The 16,351-nt window shown below is 43.5% G+C and carries 18 protein-coding genes, 1 tRNA gene and 1 pseudogene; 11 read left to right on the forward strand and 9 right to left on the reverse strand.

The features are described 5' to 3' along the window. Nucleotides 1–437 precede the first annotated feature (437 nt). Together QQ041_RS08585 and QQ041_RS08590 are read left to right on the forward strand one after the other, a co-directional pair. The gene (locus tag QQ041_RS08585) at nt 438–872 is read left to right on the forward strand and encodes a glycine zipper family protein (RefSeq protein WP_060981192.1); all 435 of its coding nucleotides are present in this window, start codon (nt 438–440) and stop codon (nt 870–872) included. A gap of 12 nt (nt 873–884) precedes the next feature. After that, nucleotides 885–1,409 (forward strand): hypothetical protein, encoded by a 525-nt coding sequence (locus tag QQ041_RS08590; protein ID WP_285953596.1) that lies wholly within the window; start codon nt 885–887, stop codon nt 1,407–1,409. A gap of 148 nt (nt 1,410–1,557) precedes the next feature. On the opposite strand, the gene QQ041_RS08595 is transcribed toward QQ041_RS08590, so the two are convergent. Beyond that, nucleotides 1,558–2,442 carry an AraC family transcriptional regulator gene (locus tag QQ041_RS08595; RefSeq protein ID WP_146490759.1) on the reverse strand — a complete coding sequence of 295 codons (885 nt, stop codon included), beginning with the start codon at nt 2,440–2,442 and terminating at the stop codon, nt 1,558–1,560. A gap of 193 nt (nt 2,443–2,635) precedes the next feature. On the opposite strand from QQ041_RS08595, the gene QQ041_RS08600 reads away from it, so the two are divergent. From QQ041_RS08600 to QQ041_RS08625, 6 genes are all read left to right on the forward strand, one after another. Next, on the forward strand, nt 2,636–3,784 hold the full coding sequence (locus QQ041_RS08600; RefSeq protein WP_285953597.1) for an iron-containing alcohol dehydrogenase: 1,149 nt from the start codon (nt 2,636–2,638) through the stop codon (nt 3,782–3,784). A 235-nt stretch (nt 3,785–4,019) separates the two neighbouring features. Further along, complete coding sequence (locus QQ041_RS08605) at nt 4,020–4,766, forward strand: amino acid ABC transporter ATP-binding protein (RefSeq protein ID WP_285953598.1); 747 nt, start codon at nt 4,020–4,022, stop codon at nt 4,764–4,766. Beyond that, a complete protein-coding gene (locus tag QQ041_RS08610; protein ID WP_029223351.1) occupies nt 4,766–5,563 on the forward strand; it encodes an amino acid ABC transporter permease in 798 nt (265 codons plus the stop codon). The genes QQ041_RS08605 and QQ041_RS08610 overlap by 1 nt, the downstream gene beginning before the upstream one ends. Nucleotides 5,564–5,575: 12 nt before the next feature. Further along, nucleotides 5,576–6,385: a transporter substrate-binding domain-containing protein gene (locus QQ041_RS08615; protein ID WP_012600468.1), complete on the forward strand. Its 810-nt coding sequence runs from the start codon at nt 5,576–5,578 to the stop codon at nt 6,383–6,385. Nucleotides 6,386–6,563: 178 nt separating this feature from the next. Continuing rightward, nucleotides 6,564–7,490, forward strand: coding sequence for an amino acid ABC transporter permease (locus tag QQ041_RS08620; RefSeq protein ID WP_285953599.1), 927 nt, complete (start codon nt 6,564–6,566; stop codon nt 7,488–7,490). A gap of 204 nt (nt 7,491–7,694) precedes the next feature. Continuing rightward, nucleotides 7,695–8,639, forward strand: a complete 945-nt coding sequence (locus QQ041_RS08625) for an ADP-ribosylglycohydrolase family protein (RefSeq protein WP_285953600.1) — start codon at nt 7,695–7,697, stop codon at nt 8,637–8,639. Nucleotides 8,640–8,702: 63 nt separating this feature from the next. Here the strand turns inward: QQ041_RS08625 and QQ041_RS08630 are convergent, their stop codons facing one another. Continuing rightward, complete coding sequence (locus QQ041_RS08630; RefSeq protein ID WP_146490765.1) at nt 8,703–9,587, reverse strand: LysR family transcriptional regulator; 885 nt, start codon at nt 9,585–9,587, stop codon at nt 8,703–8,705. 102 nt (nt 9,588–9,689) lie between these two features. Here QQ041_RS08630 and QQ041_RS08635 point away from each other — a divergent pair, with 102 nt between their 5' ends. Continuing rightward, nucleotides 9,690–10,298, forward strand: a complete 609-nt coding sequence (locus QQ041_RS08635) for a LysE family translocator (RefSeq protein WP_285953601.1) — start codon at nt 9,690–9,692, stop codon at nt 10,296–10,298. 53 nt (nt 10,299–10,351) lie between these two features. Here the strand turns inward: QQ041_RS08635 and QQ041_RS08640 are convergent, their stop codons facing one another. Further along, nucleotides 10,352–10,909: a hypothetical protein gene (locus tag QQ041_RS08640; RefSeq protein WP_146490767.1), complete on the reverse strand. Its 558-nt coding sequence runs from the start codon at nt 10,907–10,909 to the stop codon at nt 10,352–10,354. Between the two features lie 299 nt (nt 10,910–11,208). On the opposite strand from QQ041_RS08640, the gene QQ041_RS08645 reads away from it, so the two are divergent. Then, nucleotides 11,209–12,138 (forward strand): VirK/YbjX family protein, encoded by a 930-nt coding sequence (locus QQ041_RS08645; RefSeq protein ID WP_146490768.1) that lies wholly within the window; start codon nt 11,209–11,211, stop codon nt 12,136–12,138. Nucleotides 12,139–12,158: 20 nt separating this feature from the next. Here the strand turns inward: QQ041_RS08645 and QQ041_RS08650 are convergent. The 6 genes and pseudogenes from QQ041_RS08650 to QQ041_RS08675 all read right to left on the reverse strand — a co-directional run. After that, a pseudogene (locus tag QQ041_RS08650) lies at nt 12,159–12,407 on the reverse strand (Tat pathway signal protein); the annotation flags it as partial. A gap of 84 nt (nt 12,408–12,491) precedes the next feature. Next, nucleotides 12,492–12,923 carry a GNAT family N-acetyltransferase gene (locus QQ041_RS08655; RefSeq protein ID WP_146490769.1) on the reverse strand — a complete coding sequence of 144 codons (432 nt, stop codon included), beginning with the start codon at nt 12,921–12,923 and terminating at the stop codon, nt 12,492–12,494. 93 nt (nt 12,924–13,016) lie between these two features. Next, nucleotides 13,017–13,511, reverse strand: a complete 495-nt coding sequence (locus QQ041_RS08660; RefSeq protein ID WP_285953602.1) for a GNAT family N-acetyltransferase — start codon at nt 13,509–13,511, stop codon at nt 13,017–13,019. A 47-nt stretch (nt 13,512–13,558) separates the two neighbouring features. After that, entirely contained in the window at nt 13,559–13,981 is a 423-nt protein-coding gene (locus QQ041_RS08665; RefSeq protein WP_146490771.1) for an N-acetyltransferase, read from the reverse strand. A gap of 100 nt (nt 13,982–14,081) precedes the next feature. Then, on the reverse strand, nt 14,082–14,420 hold the full coding sequence (locus tag QQ041_RS08670) for a zinc ribbon domain-containing protein YjdM (RefSeq protein ID WP_146490772.1): 339 nt from the start codon (nt 14,418–14,420) through the stop codon (nt 14,082–14,084). 169 nt (nt 14,421–14,589) lie between these two features. Continuing rightward, nucleotides 14,590–15,753 carry a threonine/serine exporter family protein gene (locus QQ041_RS08675; protein WP_004731486.1) on the reverse strand — a complete coding sequence of 388 codons (1,164 nt, stop codon included), beginning with the start codon at nt 15,751–15,753 and terminating at the stop codon, nt 14,590–14,592. Between the two features lie 523 nt (nt 15,754–16,276). Between QQ041_RS08675 and QQ041_RS08680 the strand changes: the two genes are divergently transcribed. Continuing rightward, a tRNA-Gly gene (locus QQ041_RS08680) sits at nt 16,277–16,351 on the forward strand.

Consider the following 16,351-nt stretch of genomic DNA (forward strand, 5'->3'; position numbering starts at 1 on the left):
TTGTGAAGAACACACTCTTAGATTTATGCATAAACTATTAGCCCAGATAAGTAATTATTTTAGAGCCATTTAATTATATAAATACGTTAATAATATATTCCACAATCGAATACCAGAACACTAACATTGCCCACCATTAGATACATTTACTCATCTTACTTAACAAGGAGGTTGTGATCGTTCAAACTCTCTCTTTTTAAATTCAACCTCTCTCATAACCACTCACAACGGCCAATCCATAAATGAACCATGATATGCGTAAGACAAATAACTCTTATGTTTCAAGGTCATTATCCAACATGTGCCTGCCAAGATAGTATGCCCCCAACATGAAGACCACCTATAGCTTCATTAAGTCTAAATCTATTTGTCGACCTAGAAGAAAGTTCAATATCAATGATTAAACTAATTAGTTTAATCAACTTGAGGATTAGAAAGTGAACAAAAGAACGAAACTGTTAGGCCTGAGCTTAGCTATAACCTCCCTCTCAGCCCTTGCTGGTGGTGGCTACATTACAGACCCAACAACTCACATTTCATTCAATTACGACAACGTGACCCTTGAGGTTGCTCAGAAAGAGCTCGCAACGTGTCAAGGTGTTGCTGAATCAACACTGACAGCCCCCACTGAAACCAAGAAAGGAAGCGGCGTAAAAGGCGCAGCTAAAGGGGCGGCCGCTGGCGCTGCTGTTGGCGCTATCTCTGGTGGCTCAGGCTCTGACGCTGCCAAGACTGGCGCGGCGATTGGTGTAGTCTCCGGTAGAGTTAGCGGCCGACGAGCAGGGGCTCAGGCTGAAGAAGATAACAAAGCGATGTATGCGACAGTGTTGAGAAACTGCATGATTGATAAGAAATACAACGCCCTGAACTAAGGAGATTCGGCAATGACAAAGTTCATTAAAAAAAGAATGTTAGCTGCTCTATTAGCAGGATTTTCTGCTCCCTCTATGGCTGATATTGCGTTCGGCTTGGGGTATCAGGAGGGAGATAAACTCTCATCTCAATACATCGACCTGATGTTTCGTGGTGACATATTGGAGATTGGCGGTGAATACCAGCACAGAAAGCGTGATGATAAGCTAGAAGACTACGACCAAGACGCGATCAGTGACGGCATGGCATTTTTAAAGGTAGGCGCTGGTTACAGCTTCCCGCTTAAACGTATCACAGTTCGCCCTTATTATAATTTCGGCATCGGTGGCGCTCAGGTCAGCGACGAGGTTGATAACGCGGCCAACCCTGACGCAACCTATTTCAACGCCCTCGGTGTATCTACTAAATGGAAATTTGCAGAGCTCAAAATGGAATGGAGAAACTACCAAGTGGACAGCGGCGAGTCAGAGGGTGAGGAGCTACCTTATGACATTGATGAGGACACGTTTAACGTATCTATTGGTGTGGCTTTCTAGAGATTGATTCTTATGGGGCTAAACTAAACAAACTCTTTGTAGCGGTGAGGTCTTTGGCTTCAATGTTTACTATCAGGAAATGATATTAACTCGTATCGAAGTGCAGTGAAGCCTTCTACTTCCTCTCGTCAGCCTACAATATAAAGAACTAAACCGCTCTTGGGGTTGTGTTGAAATGACGCTTAAATTCGCGACTGAATTGGGATGGACTAGAATAGCCAACTCGGCGTGCGGCATCACTAATACGCAGGCCTTCTAACTGGATCAGCTCCTTGGCTTTGTTGAGCCTTACCTTCTTCAAATATTGAAGTGGTGACTCAAACGTCACGTTGCGAAAAGCATTATGAAAAGCAGACACACTCATGTTTGCTTCGTCAGCAAGCGATTGAACAGTAATGGTTTGGTCGTACTCTTCATGCACTTTAGATAGTGCTTTCGCGACACGTGCGTAATGGCCATCATGATGCGCCAAATCAAACAGCACTCGCCCTTCTGAACCGGTTAAGGCGCGGTAGACAATTTCGCTGACCATGGCATCACCCAATATGTTGGCTTCGATGTCGCAATGCAGCATTTTCACCAATCGAGTAAAACTTTCTAGCATTTGCTCTTCCATCGGTGTCGATTCTAAGCCGCTAGAATTCTGTTTGTGCTTATTGCAATAGCTCTCAAGAAAACCTTGGTCTTCTAACTTTTTTACCAAGCTGTGCAAACGTTGAGAGTCAATGTTGATAGATAAACCAAGTAATGGTTCGCCATTAACAGGCAACGCTTCACACTCCAATGGCATTGGCACGCCTACCACAAGATAATCACCTGCAGCGTAAGTAACGGGTCTGTCGCCAATGTAGATGTTCTTTTTGCCCTGCCCGAGCATGATAATACCCGACTGATAAGTGAATGGCTGACGCTGGTTGCCGCCACTGCTTCTATACAACCACACACCGCCAATTTCAGTTTCTCTGATCCCTTCAAGATCATCCCAACCTTTGTGTTCTACATAAGACTGTAATAACTGCGCGAGTGTTTGCATAAGTGGCGACTTTCCATTCTAAGTGCTAAGAGTAAGTAAGTTAAAGCAAAGGAAGAATATCAATTTTGTAGAAATAGGCAATTAATTTGTAGGAACTGGCCTTCACCACCCTAGATTCCTGTACTAATATGCAAATATAGAAATTAAGCAACACATCAGAATAAAAAATCTAGCTTTACACAAGGAACCTACAATGCAATTTACTTATGTTAACCCTACTGTAATCCACTTCGGCCAAGGCCAAATCAATGCTATCAGCCAAGCAGTTGATACTTCTAAGAAAGTGCTAGTCATCTACGGTGGCGGTTCAATCAAAAGCAACGGTGTTTACGACCAAGTTGTCGAATCTCTTAAAGATCACGCTTGGATTGAGTTTTCTGGTGTTGAAGCTAACCCAACGAAAGAGACGCTAGATAAAGCAGTCGCTCTTGTTAAAGAAGAAGACGTAGAATTCATTATCGCTGTTGGTGGTGGTTCGGTAATCGACGGTTCTAAATACGTTGCTGCAGCGGCTAAATACGACGGCGACGGTTGGGATATCCTAGCGGGCAAACACCAAGTAACTGAAGCTACTCCTATTGGTGCAGTACTGACACTTCCTGCAACAGGTTCTGAATCTAACATGGGTGCTGTAATCACTCGTAAAGAGACTCAAGAGAAACTGGCGTTCATGAACCCTGCTGTACAACCTAAGTTCGCGGTTATGGATCCAGACGTAATGAAGTCTCTTCCAGAGCGTCAATTGATCAACGGTCTAGTTGATGCATGGGTTCACGTGTGTGAGCAATACATCACAATGCCAACAGACGCGATGGTTCAAGACGGTTACGCAGAAACACTACTTAAAAACCTACTTGTACTGGGTAAGCAATACGACGAGCGTGACAACGACGCATGGCGTGCAAACCTAATGTGGACAGCAAACCAAGCGCTTAACGGCCTGATTGGTACTGGCGTTCCTCAAGACTGGGCAACACATATGATTGGCCACGAGTTCACAGCACTATGGCACGTAGACCACGCACGTTCTCTTGCGATTGTTCAACCTTCGCTACTTCGTAATCAAATCGAAGCGAAGCGTGGCAAGCTAGAGCAAATGGGTCGTAACGTATTTGGCCTAGAAGCGGGTGCTGACTTGGCAGAGCGCACTATTGCTGCAATCGAAGCTTTCTATCACAGCCTAGACGTTCCAACGATGTTCGACGGTTACGAAACAAACAAAGCAACTGCGATCGACAATGTTGTCGCTCAACTTGAATCACATGGCTACCTGCAACTAGGCGAAAACCAAGCAATCACACCTGAGAAAACACGCGAGATTCTAGAGTCTGCGATTCAATAGCGATCAAAATTAGAGCAAGGAAAACAGGGTTCTAAAGAAAATCACCATAATCTAAAAATTTATTCCGTGAAACTGAACCAAATTCTTTGCCCTTGCGTATAACCTCAAGCAGCGTCCAAATCAGGCGCTGCTTTTTAATTTGCCCTACAAGATGCCATTAAATTCTCATAAGTCCTTAATTTTATGTGCATTCAGATTTCTATATTGGTAAGGTAAACCTGTCTCTTTACTAGGTATGAACAACGATTTGAACAATCTCAAGGAAATGGTTAAGTTTAAGTCACTTAACAAGTGGTATGGTGATTTTCATGCCCTAAAGGATATCGATTTAAATATTGAACAGGGAGAAATAGTGGTGATTTGCGGGCCATCAGGTTCGGGTAAATCAACCTTAATCCGCTGTATCAATCAGCTAGAACCCTTCGAAAGTGGCGAGCTTTCCGTGCTAGAACAAACACTCCCGTGTAAGTTCAACACACCGGGCCAAGTCGGAATGGTGTTTCAGCACTTCCATTTATTCCCCCATCTTACTGTGCTTGAAAACCTGACTTTGTCTCCGATTCGTACGCTCAAAAAAAGCAAAGAAGAAGCAGAGAAAACCGCGATGCACTATCTCGAATGTGTGCACATTGCCGAGCAAGCGAATAAGTACCCCGCTCAGCTTTCTGGGGGCCAACAACAACGTGTTGCGATTGCTCGCTCTCTTTGTATGAAACCTGAATTACTGCTGTTTGATGAACCAACATCAGCGCTTGATCCGGAGATGATCAACGAAGTGCTCGATGTGATGGTTGAACTGGCAAGCGAAGGCATCACCATGGTGTGTGTGACACATGAAATGGGCTTTGCGAAACAAGTGGCCGACCGCGTTATCTTTATGGATGAAGGACAAATTGTGGAATCCAATACGCCTCAAGCGCTTTTTGAAAACCCGCAACATGAACGTACTCAAGCGTTCCTAAATCAGATCCTGACTTATTGATGTTGATTCGAATTATTAAACCCGCCCTATCCGCTTTGGTACAAATTATTGTGCTCGTGGCTGCGGTTGTCTGGATCCTCGATTCTGGCGCACAAACCATGGGATACAGCTGGCAATGGGAGCGCGTGCCAGACTATATTGCTTTCTATGAAGATGGTGAATGGTGGCCTGCAGAGCTGGTTGAAGGGCTATTGGTTACCATCAATATCTCTTTGATTTCTTTGGTTGCTACGCTGATCATTGGTTTAACGACAGCACTATTGAGAAACTCAAACTCTGTAGTTGGACGCACCTTAGCCACCAGCTATGTTGAGTTGATTCGTAACACGCCGTTATTGGTACAAATTTATTTGCTCTATTTTGTATTTGGCCCTGTATTAGGGCTGGATCGATTTAGCACTGCCGTTTTAGCCTTGGCACTGTTCCAAGGTGCTTACACCGCCGAGATATTTCGTGCCGGTTTAAATGGAATTGCGAGAGGACAATTTGAAGCAGCTCAATCCCTGGGCTTATCAAAGACCTATACTTACTGGGATGTGATTCTTCCTCAGGTGGTGCAACGTACTTTGCCACCTTTGACCAATGAAGTGATCTCTCTAATTAAAAACTCTTCGATTGTGAGTGTCATGGCTATTTTCGACCTGACAACCGAAGCCAGAAACATTGTTTCTGAAACCGCGATGCCATTTGAGATCTGGTTCTCTGTGGCGATCATTTATCTTGCTCTTACACTTTCACTTTCTGCCGTTGCTGCTTGGCTTGAGCATAAGCTCGGAGCTAACTGGCGAACACAATAAGGATTTATCAGCATGAAGCTATTTAAAACCGCGATTACAGCCCTACTTGCGCTTGCCGTCAGTTTGCCTGCACTTGCTTCTGAAACGCCTAACCTCGATAAAATCAACGAACGTGGCTCACTGCGCGTTGGTATGTCGACATTTGTTCCTTGGGCGATGCGTAACAAACAAGGCGATCTCGTTGGCTTTGAAATCGACGTGGCGAAACGCCTTGCCGAAGATTCAGGTTGGAAAGTCGAATTTGTACCTACGGCATGGGATGGCATTATCCCTTCTCTATTATCGAAGAAGTTTGATGTGATCATCGGCGGTATGTCTATTACTGAAGCTCGTGCTAAAAGCGTACTGTTCACTGAACCATACTCGCACTCTGGTGTTCAACTGGCTGCTAACAAAGAGCTAGCGGAAGGTTTTACTCAAATCTCTGATTTTGATTCTCGCCGCGTAAAAATTGCAGCACGTCGTGGAGCATTCACGGTTCAAGTGGCTCGTGAAACCTTCCCTAAAGCGAAAGTTCTGCAGTTCGATGACGATGCTCAAGCATTCCAAGAAGTATTGAACGGCAACGCACACGCGGTTATCGCGTCTAGCCCGAAACCAGAACACGAAACGATCAAAAACGCAGACACGCTATTTATTCCATTTGAAGAGCGTCTATCCAAAGGTAACGAAGCATTTGCAGTTCGCCTAGGTGAAACTGACAAGGCAGAATTTTTCAACGAATGGATCAAAGCACGTACTGAAGACGGTTGGTTGAAAGAGCGTTACGAGTACTGGTTCTCTACTTTAGATTGGCAAGACCAGATTGCTCAAGGTCAGTAATCTGAAGTTGAGCTCACTTTTTAATATGAGCTAATCTGTCGAATCTAAATCAAGGCGGTGCACTGTTTGCACTGCCTTCTCATTGACGATTTAAGTAGCCTTTTTTAAGTAGCTTTATTTGATTCGTTTTAGATCCAAGCAACAATCCAATAATAATTAATGTTTAAACAGGAATGACGTGAGTAGTACTAGCGCATTATCAACGCCCAAGCCCAACCTTCACATGAAGCCTTGGTATCAACGCCTTAATCTCTTAGATGGTGTGTTGTTTGCCATCATTTGTGCGTTCGCAGGTTGGCTTTATTATCGTTCTTCTGTCGGTATTAACTATCAGTGGCGCTGGGAAGACGCGTTCACGTTAATCTTTATTCCACCTTCTCAAGGCAGTATTCCTTATTTCTTTCAAGGTTTGGTTGCAACATTGCGTTTGAGCTTATGGAGCATGGTATTAGCGCTCTCTTTCGGCACACTGTTAGGGGTAGCAAGACACTCTAAGATCACTTTCTTCAAAACACCGGCACTGATTTTCATCCAATTGGTTCGAAATATTCCTCCACTGGTGTTCGTGTTTATCTTTTATTTCTTTGTTTCTAACCAGCTGATCCCTCTGCTTGGCTTAGAAAGTCTTTTACGTGAACATAATGGTGAGATTAATCAACTTCAAGCCTTCTTATTTGGCCCTGCTAACCTTTGGGAAAACTTAGCGTCTGGTGTTATTTGTATTGGTTTGCTCTCTTCGGCTTATATTGCGGAAGTGATTCGAGCGGGTTTAGAAGGTATTCCTAAAGGCCAATGGGAAGCGGCCGATTCGCTTGGCTTATCTGCATTGACTAAGTATCGATTTGTGGTTGGCCCACAGGTATTAACAGCAATTACGCCACCTTTGGCTGGTCAGGCAATTTCGCTGGTCAAAGACACCTCGATTGTGTCGCTGATTTCGATTCAAGAAATGACGTTTGTTGGTACTGAAATGGCGAACTCTTCCGGTTTGATCTTCGAGATCTGGTTGATTGTAGGCTTCGTATATTTTGCTTTGTGCTTTGCACTTTCACGTCTGTTCAAAGTGATTGAACAACGTTCTAGTGCCTACCTTAATCATCAATAATAGAACGAGTAACACCACCAACTGAATACATTGATTCACCAGATTATTCATCACCCTTATCAATTCCACCTGATTGGTTTAAGCCATTGATCAATCAGGATTAATCCCCTCCAATTTCTTCTTCGAAACACAGCAAAATACTTATCCAATCGCTATACTTAAAGTATCGAACTACGTTGATTCATCTCAAGGACATCGCTCAACATGGACAATCATAAAGAAAGGGCTTTTTACGCCGTCGTTGGCGCATTGGTTGGAGACGCCGCTTCCATGGGGCTGCACTGGTTGTATGACCAAGAGAGGATCTTACACGTGGCTGGTTTTGAACCAGAATTTCGTTCACCAAACCAGTTCGATTATCAAGACAAAGGCTACTTTGCCCACCAAGGAAAAACCGCTGGCGACCAATCGCAATACGGTGCTCAGTTATTGGCGATGGTCGATAGCCTAGTCGACAATCAACACTACGATGAAGCAAGTTACATCAAACACTTCCGCTTCTGGTTTGATTTTGGTGGCAGTTGGCGAGGCTACATTGATAAAGCAACGCGTATGAGCTTGTTGAACATCCATCAATTAGAACTAGAGAACGCCTCGATTACTGCGTGTGGCGCAGATGATACACAACTTCCCGCAGTCTCAAAGATCATTCCATTAGTGGCATGTACTTATACCTCTCACACCTTACCCGCGATGGTAGAGAGTGCGGTGCGAGTCACCAACAACAACGACAAAGCCGTGGAATGGGCACAAGCCATCACCTTATTGGTTCAAGCGGCAATTCAAGGCAACTCGCCACTGCAGTCGGTAGAAATGGTGCGACAAACTTGTAGCAAATTTATACACGATCAAATCGACGAAGCACTGGCTGAGCCGGAGCTTTCGATTACAGATGCCGCGAAGAAGTTCGGATTACATTGTGAATTGAGTGCTGCGTTCCCACTACTGATTCGCATCATCGCGGGTGCTCAGAGTTATAAACAAGGCATTCGCGACAATATCTTATGTGGCGGTGATAGCTGCGGTCGTGCGATTGTGATTGGAGCAGTCTTAGCGGCGTGTTTCTACGAAGAAGATGGCGCGATTCCAACAGAATGGCTGAACCAAATCGAACTCAATGGTGGCGTGCTGTCTTTGCCTATTGAGTGATTCCCACAATAATGAACTAGAGTCTGACATAAGACAAGCAAACCTCTAGGTCGGATGTCGTTCCTATAAAGTTGGAACACACTGCGATAACTCATTCTTCAGCCAAACAACAAACGGGCTTTCTGGCTCATCATGGTTGCTATCTTGTGTGAGCAGTATGTACTGATGACCTGAAGGCACAAAGCCAAACGGCGCGATCAAGTTACCTCTTTCAATATCGTCGGCTACAAGTGGATAAGACCCTAGAGCGGCTCCTAGCCCATCAACGGCCGCTTGAAAGCAAAAATAGAAGTGTGCAAAGGTCTGGTTTGAACGAGCTTGCGACACCATTCGGCTATCAAATTCACTACCTTTGGTGATGGATACCCAATGGTTCCAAGCGTTTGGTCGTGTGCTGCTGTGCAGTAATTTCACATCGGCTAACTTGTCTTTAACTTGTTGCCAATAGCCAGGCGAGAATACAGGGCCAACCCATTCTTCGACTAGCGGAATCTGTTTGTAGTACTCGGTTACGTTAAAGTCGTCTCGGCGAATTGCCATATCTAATCCAGTTTCACCTAACGTCACAGGCCCACCCGCCGTAGACAAGCGAACATCAATTCCGGATTCGTTATAGAAATCACCGAGTCGAGGCATTAACCAACGCATGGTCAATGTGGGTTCACATGAAACTTCCAACGCTTGATGATTCAGCTGATTAAGTTTATGGACTCCTGTCTCCAAGGCTTGGAACGCTTGCAATGTGTAACCTTTGAGTAATTCCCCTTCTTTGGTGAGACACACATTCCTGCCCTGTTTGTAGAACAAAACTTGGGATAAGTGATTTTCCAATACCTTGATCTGCTTACTCACCGCACCATGGGTAATATTGAGTTTATTCGCCGCTTCACTGTAACTGCTCGAATGCGCTGCTACATGGAAAATATGAAATGCTTTCAAATGTCTCATGTGTGATTTTTTCTCACAGATAGGTGGAATTCATTTCGATTATAGACAGCAATAAAAAACCATACAATGCTAGCTCATCAAATATAAAGAGTTGGAGTCATTATGGAGTGGTTAAGCCTAGCAGTATTGGGACTATTAATTGTTATAAGCCCAGGCGCGGATTTTGTTTTAGTTTTGAAAAACAGTATCAATCAAGGACGACAAGCAGGAATTTGGACTGCAATAGGTGTGAGTTTAGCGATTTGTGTTCACATCAGTTATTCAATGCTTGGGATCAGTTACTTAATCTCACAGAATGAGCAGCTGTTTGACATAATCAGATACGCAGGTGCAGCCTACCTTATTTATCTAGGACTAAAAGGTATCTTGAGTGCGGACAACAAGCTTGCACCTTTGGAAGGAACAAGGCGAAGCACCAGTGTTTGGCGCTATTTAGCACAAGGATTTTTGTGTAACGTGCTGAATCCAAAAACCATGTTGTTCTTCTTAAGCATTTTCAGCCAAGTCATCTCACCCGAAGCTGAGAACCAGCATGTCGCTCTCGGTTATGGGTTGTACATGATAGTTCTTCATGGATTGTGGTTTGGAATTGTCGCAATGTTGTTTACTTCAACGACTTTGCAAAAACACTTGTTGAAAGCCAAGAAAAGGCTCAATCAAGCGTGTGGAGTTGGATTGGTATCTTTTGGCTTAGCGCTAGCATTAAAATAACCCGATGAGTCAAACTATGGCAGCAATAAAAGCTGCCATAGTGATGAACTTAATTAGCCTTCAAAGCCTCCCACTTCCCATTTATTACTCACTTCGTTCGTTAGTAGATTCTGGAAATGCACAACATCTTGCGATTGCCAAATACCAACGTTTAATGCAAAAGACCGATCTTCATCTTGAGTCGCGTGAATAAAATTTGAAGACATCGTTATTGTGTTCGCCTTGATGGTATGTTCAGTTTCTAGGTCAAGACTGAGGTACGACCTACCATCGTTAGCAACAAGGCCACGACGCATATTGCATCGAAACTGAGTTAATACATAGTTGCCCGGTTTGATACCATCAAACAGTGCGTACTTCGTGTCTTCATACACAAATACACGTAAGGTTTGTGGTTCAGAATCAACTAATTTACCATCGACTTTTTCTTGTATATCAAACGAAAACGTTACGCATGGGTAAGTTGAATCGTACTTAGAGATGTTGGTCGCGATAGCTAATGCGCCGTTACCTTTTGGTTCTGACAAGGTGTCGGTAGCCGAAGTAGGGATACTTTTGCAGCCCGAAATACTTACAGCTGCAGCGAATGCAACAATCAGAAACTTATTCATATAAAGCCTTTATTCTTATCAATATAATTATCCGGCGACCCTATCATTAAAAAATCAAACCGAAAACGTGAATTCATAAAATATTGATATGGTTGGCATTATTTTATAGGGATACTAACAATTCTCTTATTTAACGTTCCCTCCAAGCAAGCTCTCCCTAATCGCGTTTAACTTTCGTGGTTGATAGAAACCAACTTATTCAAGTTTCACGATTTTTTCACTAACACCTACTTATCATTTTATGGAGCATCGTTTTTTATTTTCAACGATGCTTTTTTGTTTTCTAAGTTGAGGTAAACGTGCAAAATTTTCGTCAAATCGTTGAGCTTTCCAATGCTGTGCACCCAAACACCAAAGGTTTAACCCGAATCAAGAAAAATCTGCGCTTTACACTATGGGGCGTTATGAATCCTAAGGTCATTCGCAAAGTGCATCAGCTTAAAGAGAAAAGCAATCTCTCAAACCTTCTTGAGCAGAATCCTAAAATCTTTGAAAAGCCACTCAAACCATTCATCTGTATTGGCATCAAACCTAAAACACGTGCTTCGTTACTGCATTCTCACTTCGAACTCTTAGAACGAACATTTGGTCCAAATACAGTGCATCTGCACCTTTCTAACTTTGAGCTTTTGACCTTTGCTGACCGAAATGGAAATGAGTTCAGGATTGAGACTTTCTCGGGGGAATCTCGTGAAGGTTCCTTGGGGATCCGACTCGTCGAGGCCAATACCGGGCTGACTATTTACTCGGTCACCTTCAATATATCTGATAATAATGGGCGTCGCACCATGCACATAGGCTGCCTACAGGGTACAAACAAGCGAATCACCAGCAGCCAAGACAAAATCAAAGAACTGACGCGTTCGTTACACGGGCTAAGACCAAAGTCACTTATGGTTGAACTCGCAACTATGTTTGCTAATTACATGAAAGTTAATGAGATTTTAACCGTTTCGAATAAAGGTCATATCTATCAAGCGATGCGCTATATCGGTTCTAAACGTAGTGCTATAACATTTGATTACGACACGTTGTGGACTGAAAATGGCGCCTCTTTGGTCGATAAACATTGGTTTTCCTTGCCCATTAAGCCTCTTCGTAAAGACACTGACACATTGAAAAAGACCAAACGTCGCTTGTACACAAAACGCTATGATTGGCTCAAGCAAACTGAAGAACAGCTCATTTCAAGGTTAAACGACATTAAATCTGCTCCCAAGTTACATTAATTGTTGATAGAAGCGCCCTACTAGATGATATCCAGTGGCTTTACCATTTCACTATCAGGGAAGATGGTGTCTAGCTGCTTCGTTTTTATAGATAGGTGTTGACCAAGGACACCTTTAATTACACCTCGCATATCAGTCGTTGGTTTGAGATCTCGCCCTTGATACAGATCCTTTGGGCTTAATCCTGCATCCAGAGTTTTAAGTTGGTTGCTCAACCTTCCATTTACACCACCCTGATTGGCGTGAGTGGCCCACCCACCTAGTTCCATAGGGAGCTTTACAAGGTTTTACGTTAGATGGGTGTCAGGTGCCTATCAAGTTACGGAGATGGTGTGATCTTTTTGGGGGAATGTCTATTTGCGCCACATATAAACAAACTGTTCGTTCTGCGAGGTAATTTCAAAGCCAAATCTCAAGTACAACTCCCCAACTCGATTACCTTGTAGGTAACAAAGTTCGACGGGTTTATTGAGGCTGTCAGCCTTAGTTAAACAATCTTTCAATACTTGGCTACCAATGCCCTTGCCATGATACTCAGGCAGTAAGAAGAAGCGGCAAAAATAGAAGTGTCCGCCTTTGTCTTGCAACAACACACTACCAATCGCTTTACCTTGATATTCGATGATTTCAGGCCGTTCTTCTGCCCACTCTTCGGCGTGTATATCTCGTTGAGTTTGCTCATCCCAGCCAAATACGGCCTTGATTGCCTCAAACTCAGCGGCCTTCTTAAGCTCGAACAGAAATTCATAATCTGATAACTGAGCAGGTCTTGTTGAATACTTCAAAATACCTCCAACAATAATTGGTTATGGCCTCATTTTCGTTTAAACCGGGACATAGTAACCCCGATAAAACCCAAAAATGCCACGCTTAAATGTTCATTTTCGTTCTAGTTGGTAACGTAAGACTTCGTGTTTATCTTGCTCCGAGTAAAAGGTATTCAGGAATTGTCCACCGCACTTCTCAATCACCTTTTGCGAAGCTATATTGCCCCTCTCACACGTAATAATAGCGCTTTCGGACAATACGTGCTGTTGAACCCAAGACAACATATGACTTGCGATACCCCGCCCTCTCGCTTGTGGCAAAGTCTCGTAGCCGATATGTCCTATGACATCGTGAATGTACGGACTGGTGCCATGACGAACTCTTATCACTCCAAGAATACGTCCAGACTCGAAACAAAAATAAGTAGAAGCAGGCGTCCACCCTTCTGGCAATCCCTCACCTTTTGAATAAGCAATTCGTCTTTCCAAATAGGCATCACTGCCATCAGAAATACCCGTGTAAATATCTAACCCATCTTCAGTACAGGCATTCACATAGTGATGAAAGGCAGTTGAATGTGAAAGAGCAGCTTTAACCATGTCCATATAATGTTGATTCCTAGTTACTTTTCTTCCGGGGTTAGCTATCAAGCTTAAACTAAGTGCATGGTGTATTCTTGGTGTCCGGTATGCTCATCAGATTGTTCGCTCACAATAGAAAAACCTTGGGACAAATAGAACTGAATCGTCGCCTGGTTTTCTTTATATACATTTAAAGACAAGTTCGGACATTCAAGCTTTGCGTGTTGGATTAGTTGCTTACCAATACCACTGCCTTGATGTTCTGTACTGACAAAGATCGCCGCTAGTATCTCTTCGTAAAGTGAATAGAAGCCACGAACCTCACCATTGACTTGGTACACATAGGTTTGTGATGCAGGAATATATAGGTCGCGCATATTACCAACCTGGGACTCCCAGAACTCAGGAGCCACAAAATCATGCGCCTTGATCGAGGCGGTTAACCAAATGTCTAAAACGGATTCAATATCGGCTGGGCGGTATTCTCTGATCATTTTAATTCTCTGAAATTATTGCGGTTTAATATGCTAATCAGTATGGCCGAGAAGCCACTTAAACTTATTGAAGGTTTACGACAATTATTTGAAATAATGGTTATTGCTTCTTAACGTACTTCGCCGTAACGAGCATTTCACCACCACCATCAAGCTTGCAATCTAACTGGTGGTCCTTACCTTCATTGATGCGACGAATCACTGCTTTAGTACCGATTTTCAATACGCTAGAACTGCCTTTCACTTTTAGATCTTTAATGAAAGTAACTTTATCGCCGGTATCTAACACTGCACCGTTAACGTCCTTAACGCGCGCGGCTTCTCTTTCTAGACGCTCTTCTTCTGGGTTCCATTCGTAGGCACACTCAGGGCAGATTAAGTGATTTTGGTCTTGATAGACATATTCAGATTGGCATTGCGGGCAAGGAGGTAAAGACATACGTTAATACTTCATTTAAATAGAATTTGTTCCATTTTAATGACTCTTGTTAGGCTTAGCGAGCATAAATCTAACAAGTTTCCTTGAGAGTTCATTATCTTAAGCACCCAAAACGAACAAACACAGCCGCTAAGCTGTGTTTGTTTAAAGGTTTGAGAAGCAGAACAGCTTAGCGTTCAACTTTTGGGGAGTAAATGGAGTAAGCGGTGATTTGCCCTGCCACGATTGCCGAGAACATGAATAACGCAGACAAACCAATACTTGGAATAGGCAAAATCGATTGTTCAAACACTGACTGGCTAGCACTCACTAATACTCGGCTACCCGGAACCAAGATGATGATCCCTTGCACGATATAAATAGAGCCCGTGAGCTCCATCTTCTTGGCAATCCAAGTACCGTATAAAGTGATAAGAACTGTGGTTACCCAAGTGCCTACAACCCAACCACTATCAAAACCTAGATAGAACGGTCCCCACATACCGAGAACCGCAACTGGTAAGCCAAGCAAGATGTCTTTAGGGCGTGCGTTGAACATCACACCGATAGATACAGAGATCAGCACCAAGCCAGATATATGCATCCACATCGGTACCGCATTGGTATAGTCGATGGAGACCGCTTGTCCCCATATTGCTTCACCAATATTGAGCCCCATGATTATCCCAACAAACAGCTTAATCAGGGTTAAGGCGCTCTGCCCTAGCAAGCTGGTACCAGAGACGAGATCATTAAACGCCAAACATTCTAGTGCGTTGGCTATGGATAATCCGGGGACGAACAAGACTATCGAGGCGATACACAATGCCCACACCGGAATCGGCAACCCTGTGCTTGCCAAAAATGCCACAAAGATACCCGTTAGCAGTGCCGAAATGAATTCAACCGCGATAGCGCGACGTGAATGAAGAACTTGCTGACATACCCAAACCATCAAACCCAATAACGCAGAAAAGCCAACCGCTTCCAACGTACTGCCCACCAGCATTAAATACGCAGGCGGTATACCCATATTAGCAAGAGCAGTCACAAATTTAGAATAACCGACAGGCTCAGGGACAGGTTCACTGCTTGGCTGATTAATACGAATGATCGTATTGGCCAACAAACTCAGGTTAATTGACGCAGGCTTTAGACGCTTAAGAATAACGGCGTTGTTATCGTCTGGAAATTGATAGTTAATCGCCGTTGGCGTTGCTTGGATCATCACGTCCACACCATGCTTTTTCGCATAGAATTGGGTGTATTTCTCTAGCTTGTAAGGAGCACAGCCACTGCGGTGAAGAGTGTCACCAATTTCAACAATTTTGTTAATTCGGAACTGAGAAGGCATGGGTATTTTAGGGGAGACAAAATGTGCGGCAAATGTACCAAACGATAGACGGAATGACGAGACTTTTGCGTGAATTATCAACTAAACTCGTTACTTTTTTCTGCAAAGGCTTAGAAGTGCCTATAACTCTACTCATTTGGGATTAGTTTACTGAATGTTTTGACCGGCTGATAAGTTAAATTTATGCATTCAGATTGTTATTAGTGAACGCCAAAACACGAATAAAAAGCAGTTTATGTTAACACTTCAAATTCCTTAATTTGCACGGATTTTATTACAGGCTAGTGACGCCAATCAGGTTTATAAATCAACCCAAATTTGTCTCAAAAATAGCGGAGCATGTTCTGCTATTTCTCGCCCTCTGTTTAACGAGAGTTTAGTCACACTTTATTCACTCTGAAAATGCCGAACATGATGGAAAAACTAGCGGAGTGGTGGTTATGCGAGCACTTAGAATAAAAATGAAAGAAAAAGGTTTCGTTTTCAGTTAGATGTGGCATTATCAAACTCGTTAAGACGATGTGCGTGCATCGTATAATGGCTATTACCTCAGCCTTCCAAGCTGATGATGCGGGTTCGATTCCCGCTGCACGCTCCA

This window comes from Vibrio sp. TMPB1044 (assembly GCF_030442075.1).
Taxonomy (GTDB): Bacteria; Pseudomonadota; Gammaproteobacteria; order Enterobacterales; family Vibrionaceae; genus Vibrio; species Vibrio satsumensis.

Excerpts from the sequence above, each read along its gene's own strand:
- QQ041_RS08590 (WP_285953596.1), top strand. The coding sequence starts at position 885 with ATGACAAAGTTCATTAAAAAAAGAATGTTAGCTGCTCTATTAGCAGGA.
- QQ041_RS08595 (WP_146490759.1), bottom strand. The coding sequence starts at position 2,442 with ATGCAAACACTCGCGCAGTTATTACAGTCTTATGTAGAACACAAAGGT.
- QQ041_RS08600 (WP_285953597.1), top strand. The coding sequence starts at position 2,636 with ATGCAATTTACTTATGTTAACCCTACTGTAATCCACTTCGGCCAAGGC.
- QQ041_RS08605 (WP_285953598.1), top strand. The coding sequence starts at position 4,020 with ATGAACAACGATTTGAACAATCTCAAGGAAATGGTTAAGTTTAAGTCA.
- QQ041_RS08610 (WP_029223351.1), top strand. The coding sequence starts at position 4,766 with ATGTTGATTCGAATTATTAAACCCGCCCTATCCGCTTTGGTACAAATT.
- QQ041_RS08615 (WP_012600468.1), top strand. The coding sequence starts at position 5,576 with ATGAAGCTATTTAAAACCGCGATTACAGCCCTACTTGCGCTTGCCGTC.
- QQ041_RS08625 (WP_285953600.1), top strand. The coding sequence starts at position 7,695 with ATGGACAATCATAAAGAAAGGGCTTTTTACGCCGTCGTTGGCGCATTG.
- QQ041_RS08630 (WP_146490765.1), bottom strand. The coding sequence starts at position 9,587 with ATGAGACATTTGAAAGCATTTCATATTTTCCATGTAGCAGCGCATTCG.
- QQ041_RS08635 (WP_285953601.1), top strand. The coding sequence starts at position 9,690 with ATGGAGTGGTTAAGCCTAGCAGTATTGGGACTATTAATTGTTATAAGC.
- QQ041_RS08640 (WP_146490767.1), bottom strand. The coding sequence starts at position 10,909 with ATGAATAAGTTTCTGATTGTTGCATTCGCTGCAGCTGTAAGTATTTCG.
- QQ041_RS08660 (WP_285953602.1), bottom strand. The coding sequence starts at position 13,511 with ATGGACATGGTTAAAGCTGCTCTTTCACATTCAACTGCCTTTCATCAC.
- QQ041_RS08665 (WP_146490771.1), bottom strand. The coding sequence starts at position 13,981 with ATGATCAGAGAATACCGCCCAGCCGATATTGAATCCGTTTTAGACATT.
- QQ041_RS08670 (WP_146490772.1), bottom strand. The coding sequence starts at position 14,420 with ATGTCTTTACCTCCTTGCCCGCAATGCCAATCTGAATATGTCTATCAA.
- QQ041_RS08675 (WP_004731486.1), bottom strand. The coding sequence starts at position 15,753 with ATGCCTTCTCAGTTCCGAATTAACAAAATTGTTGAAATTGGTGACACT.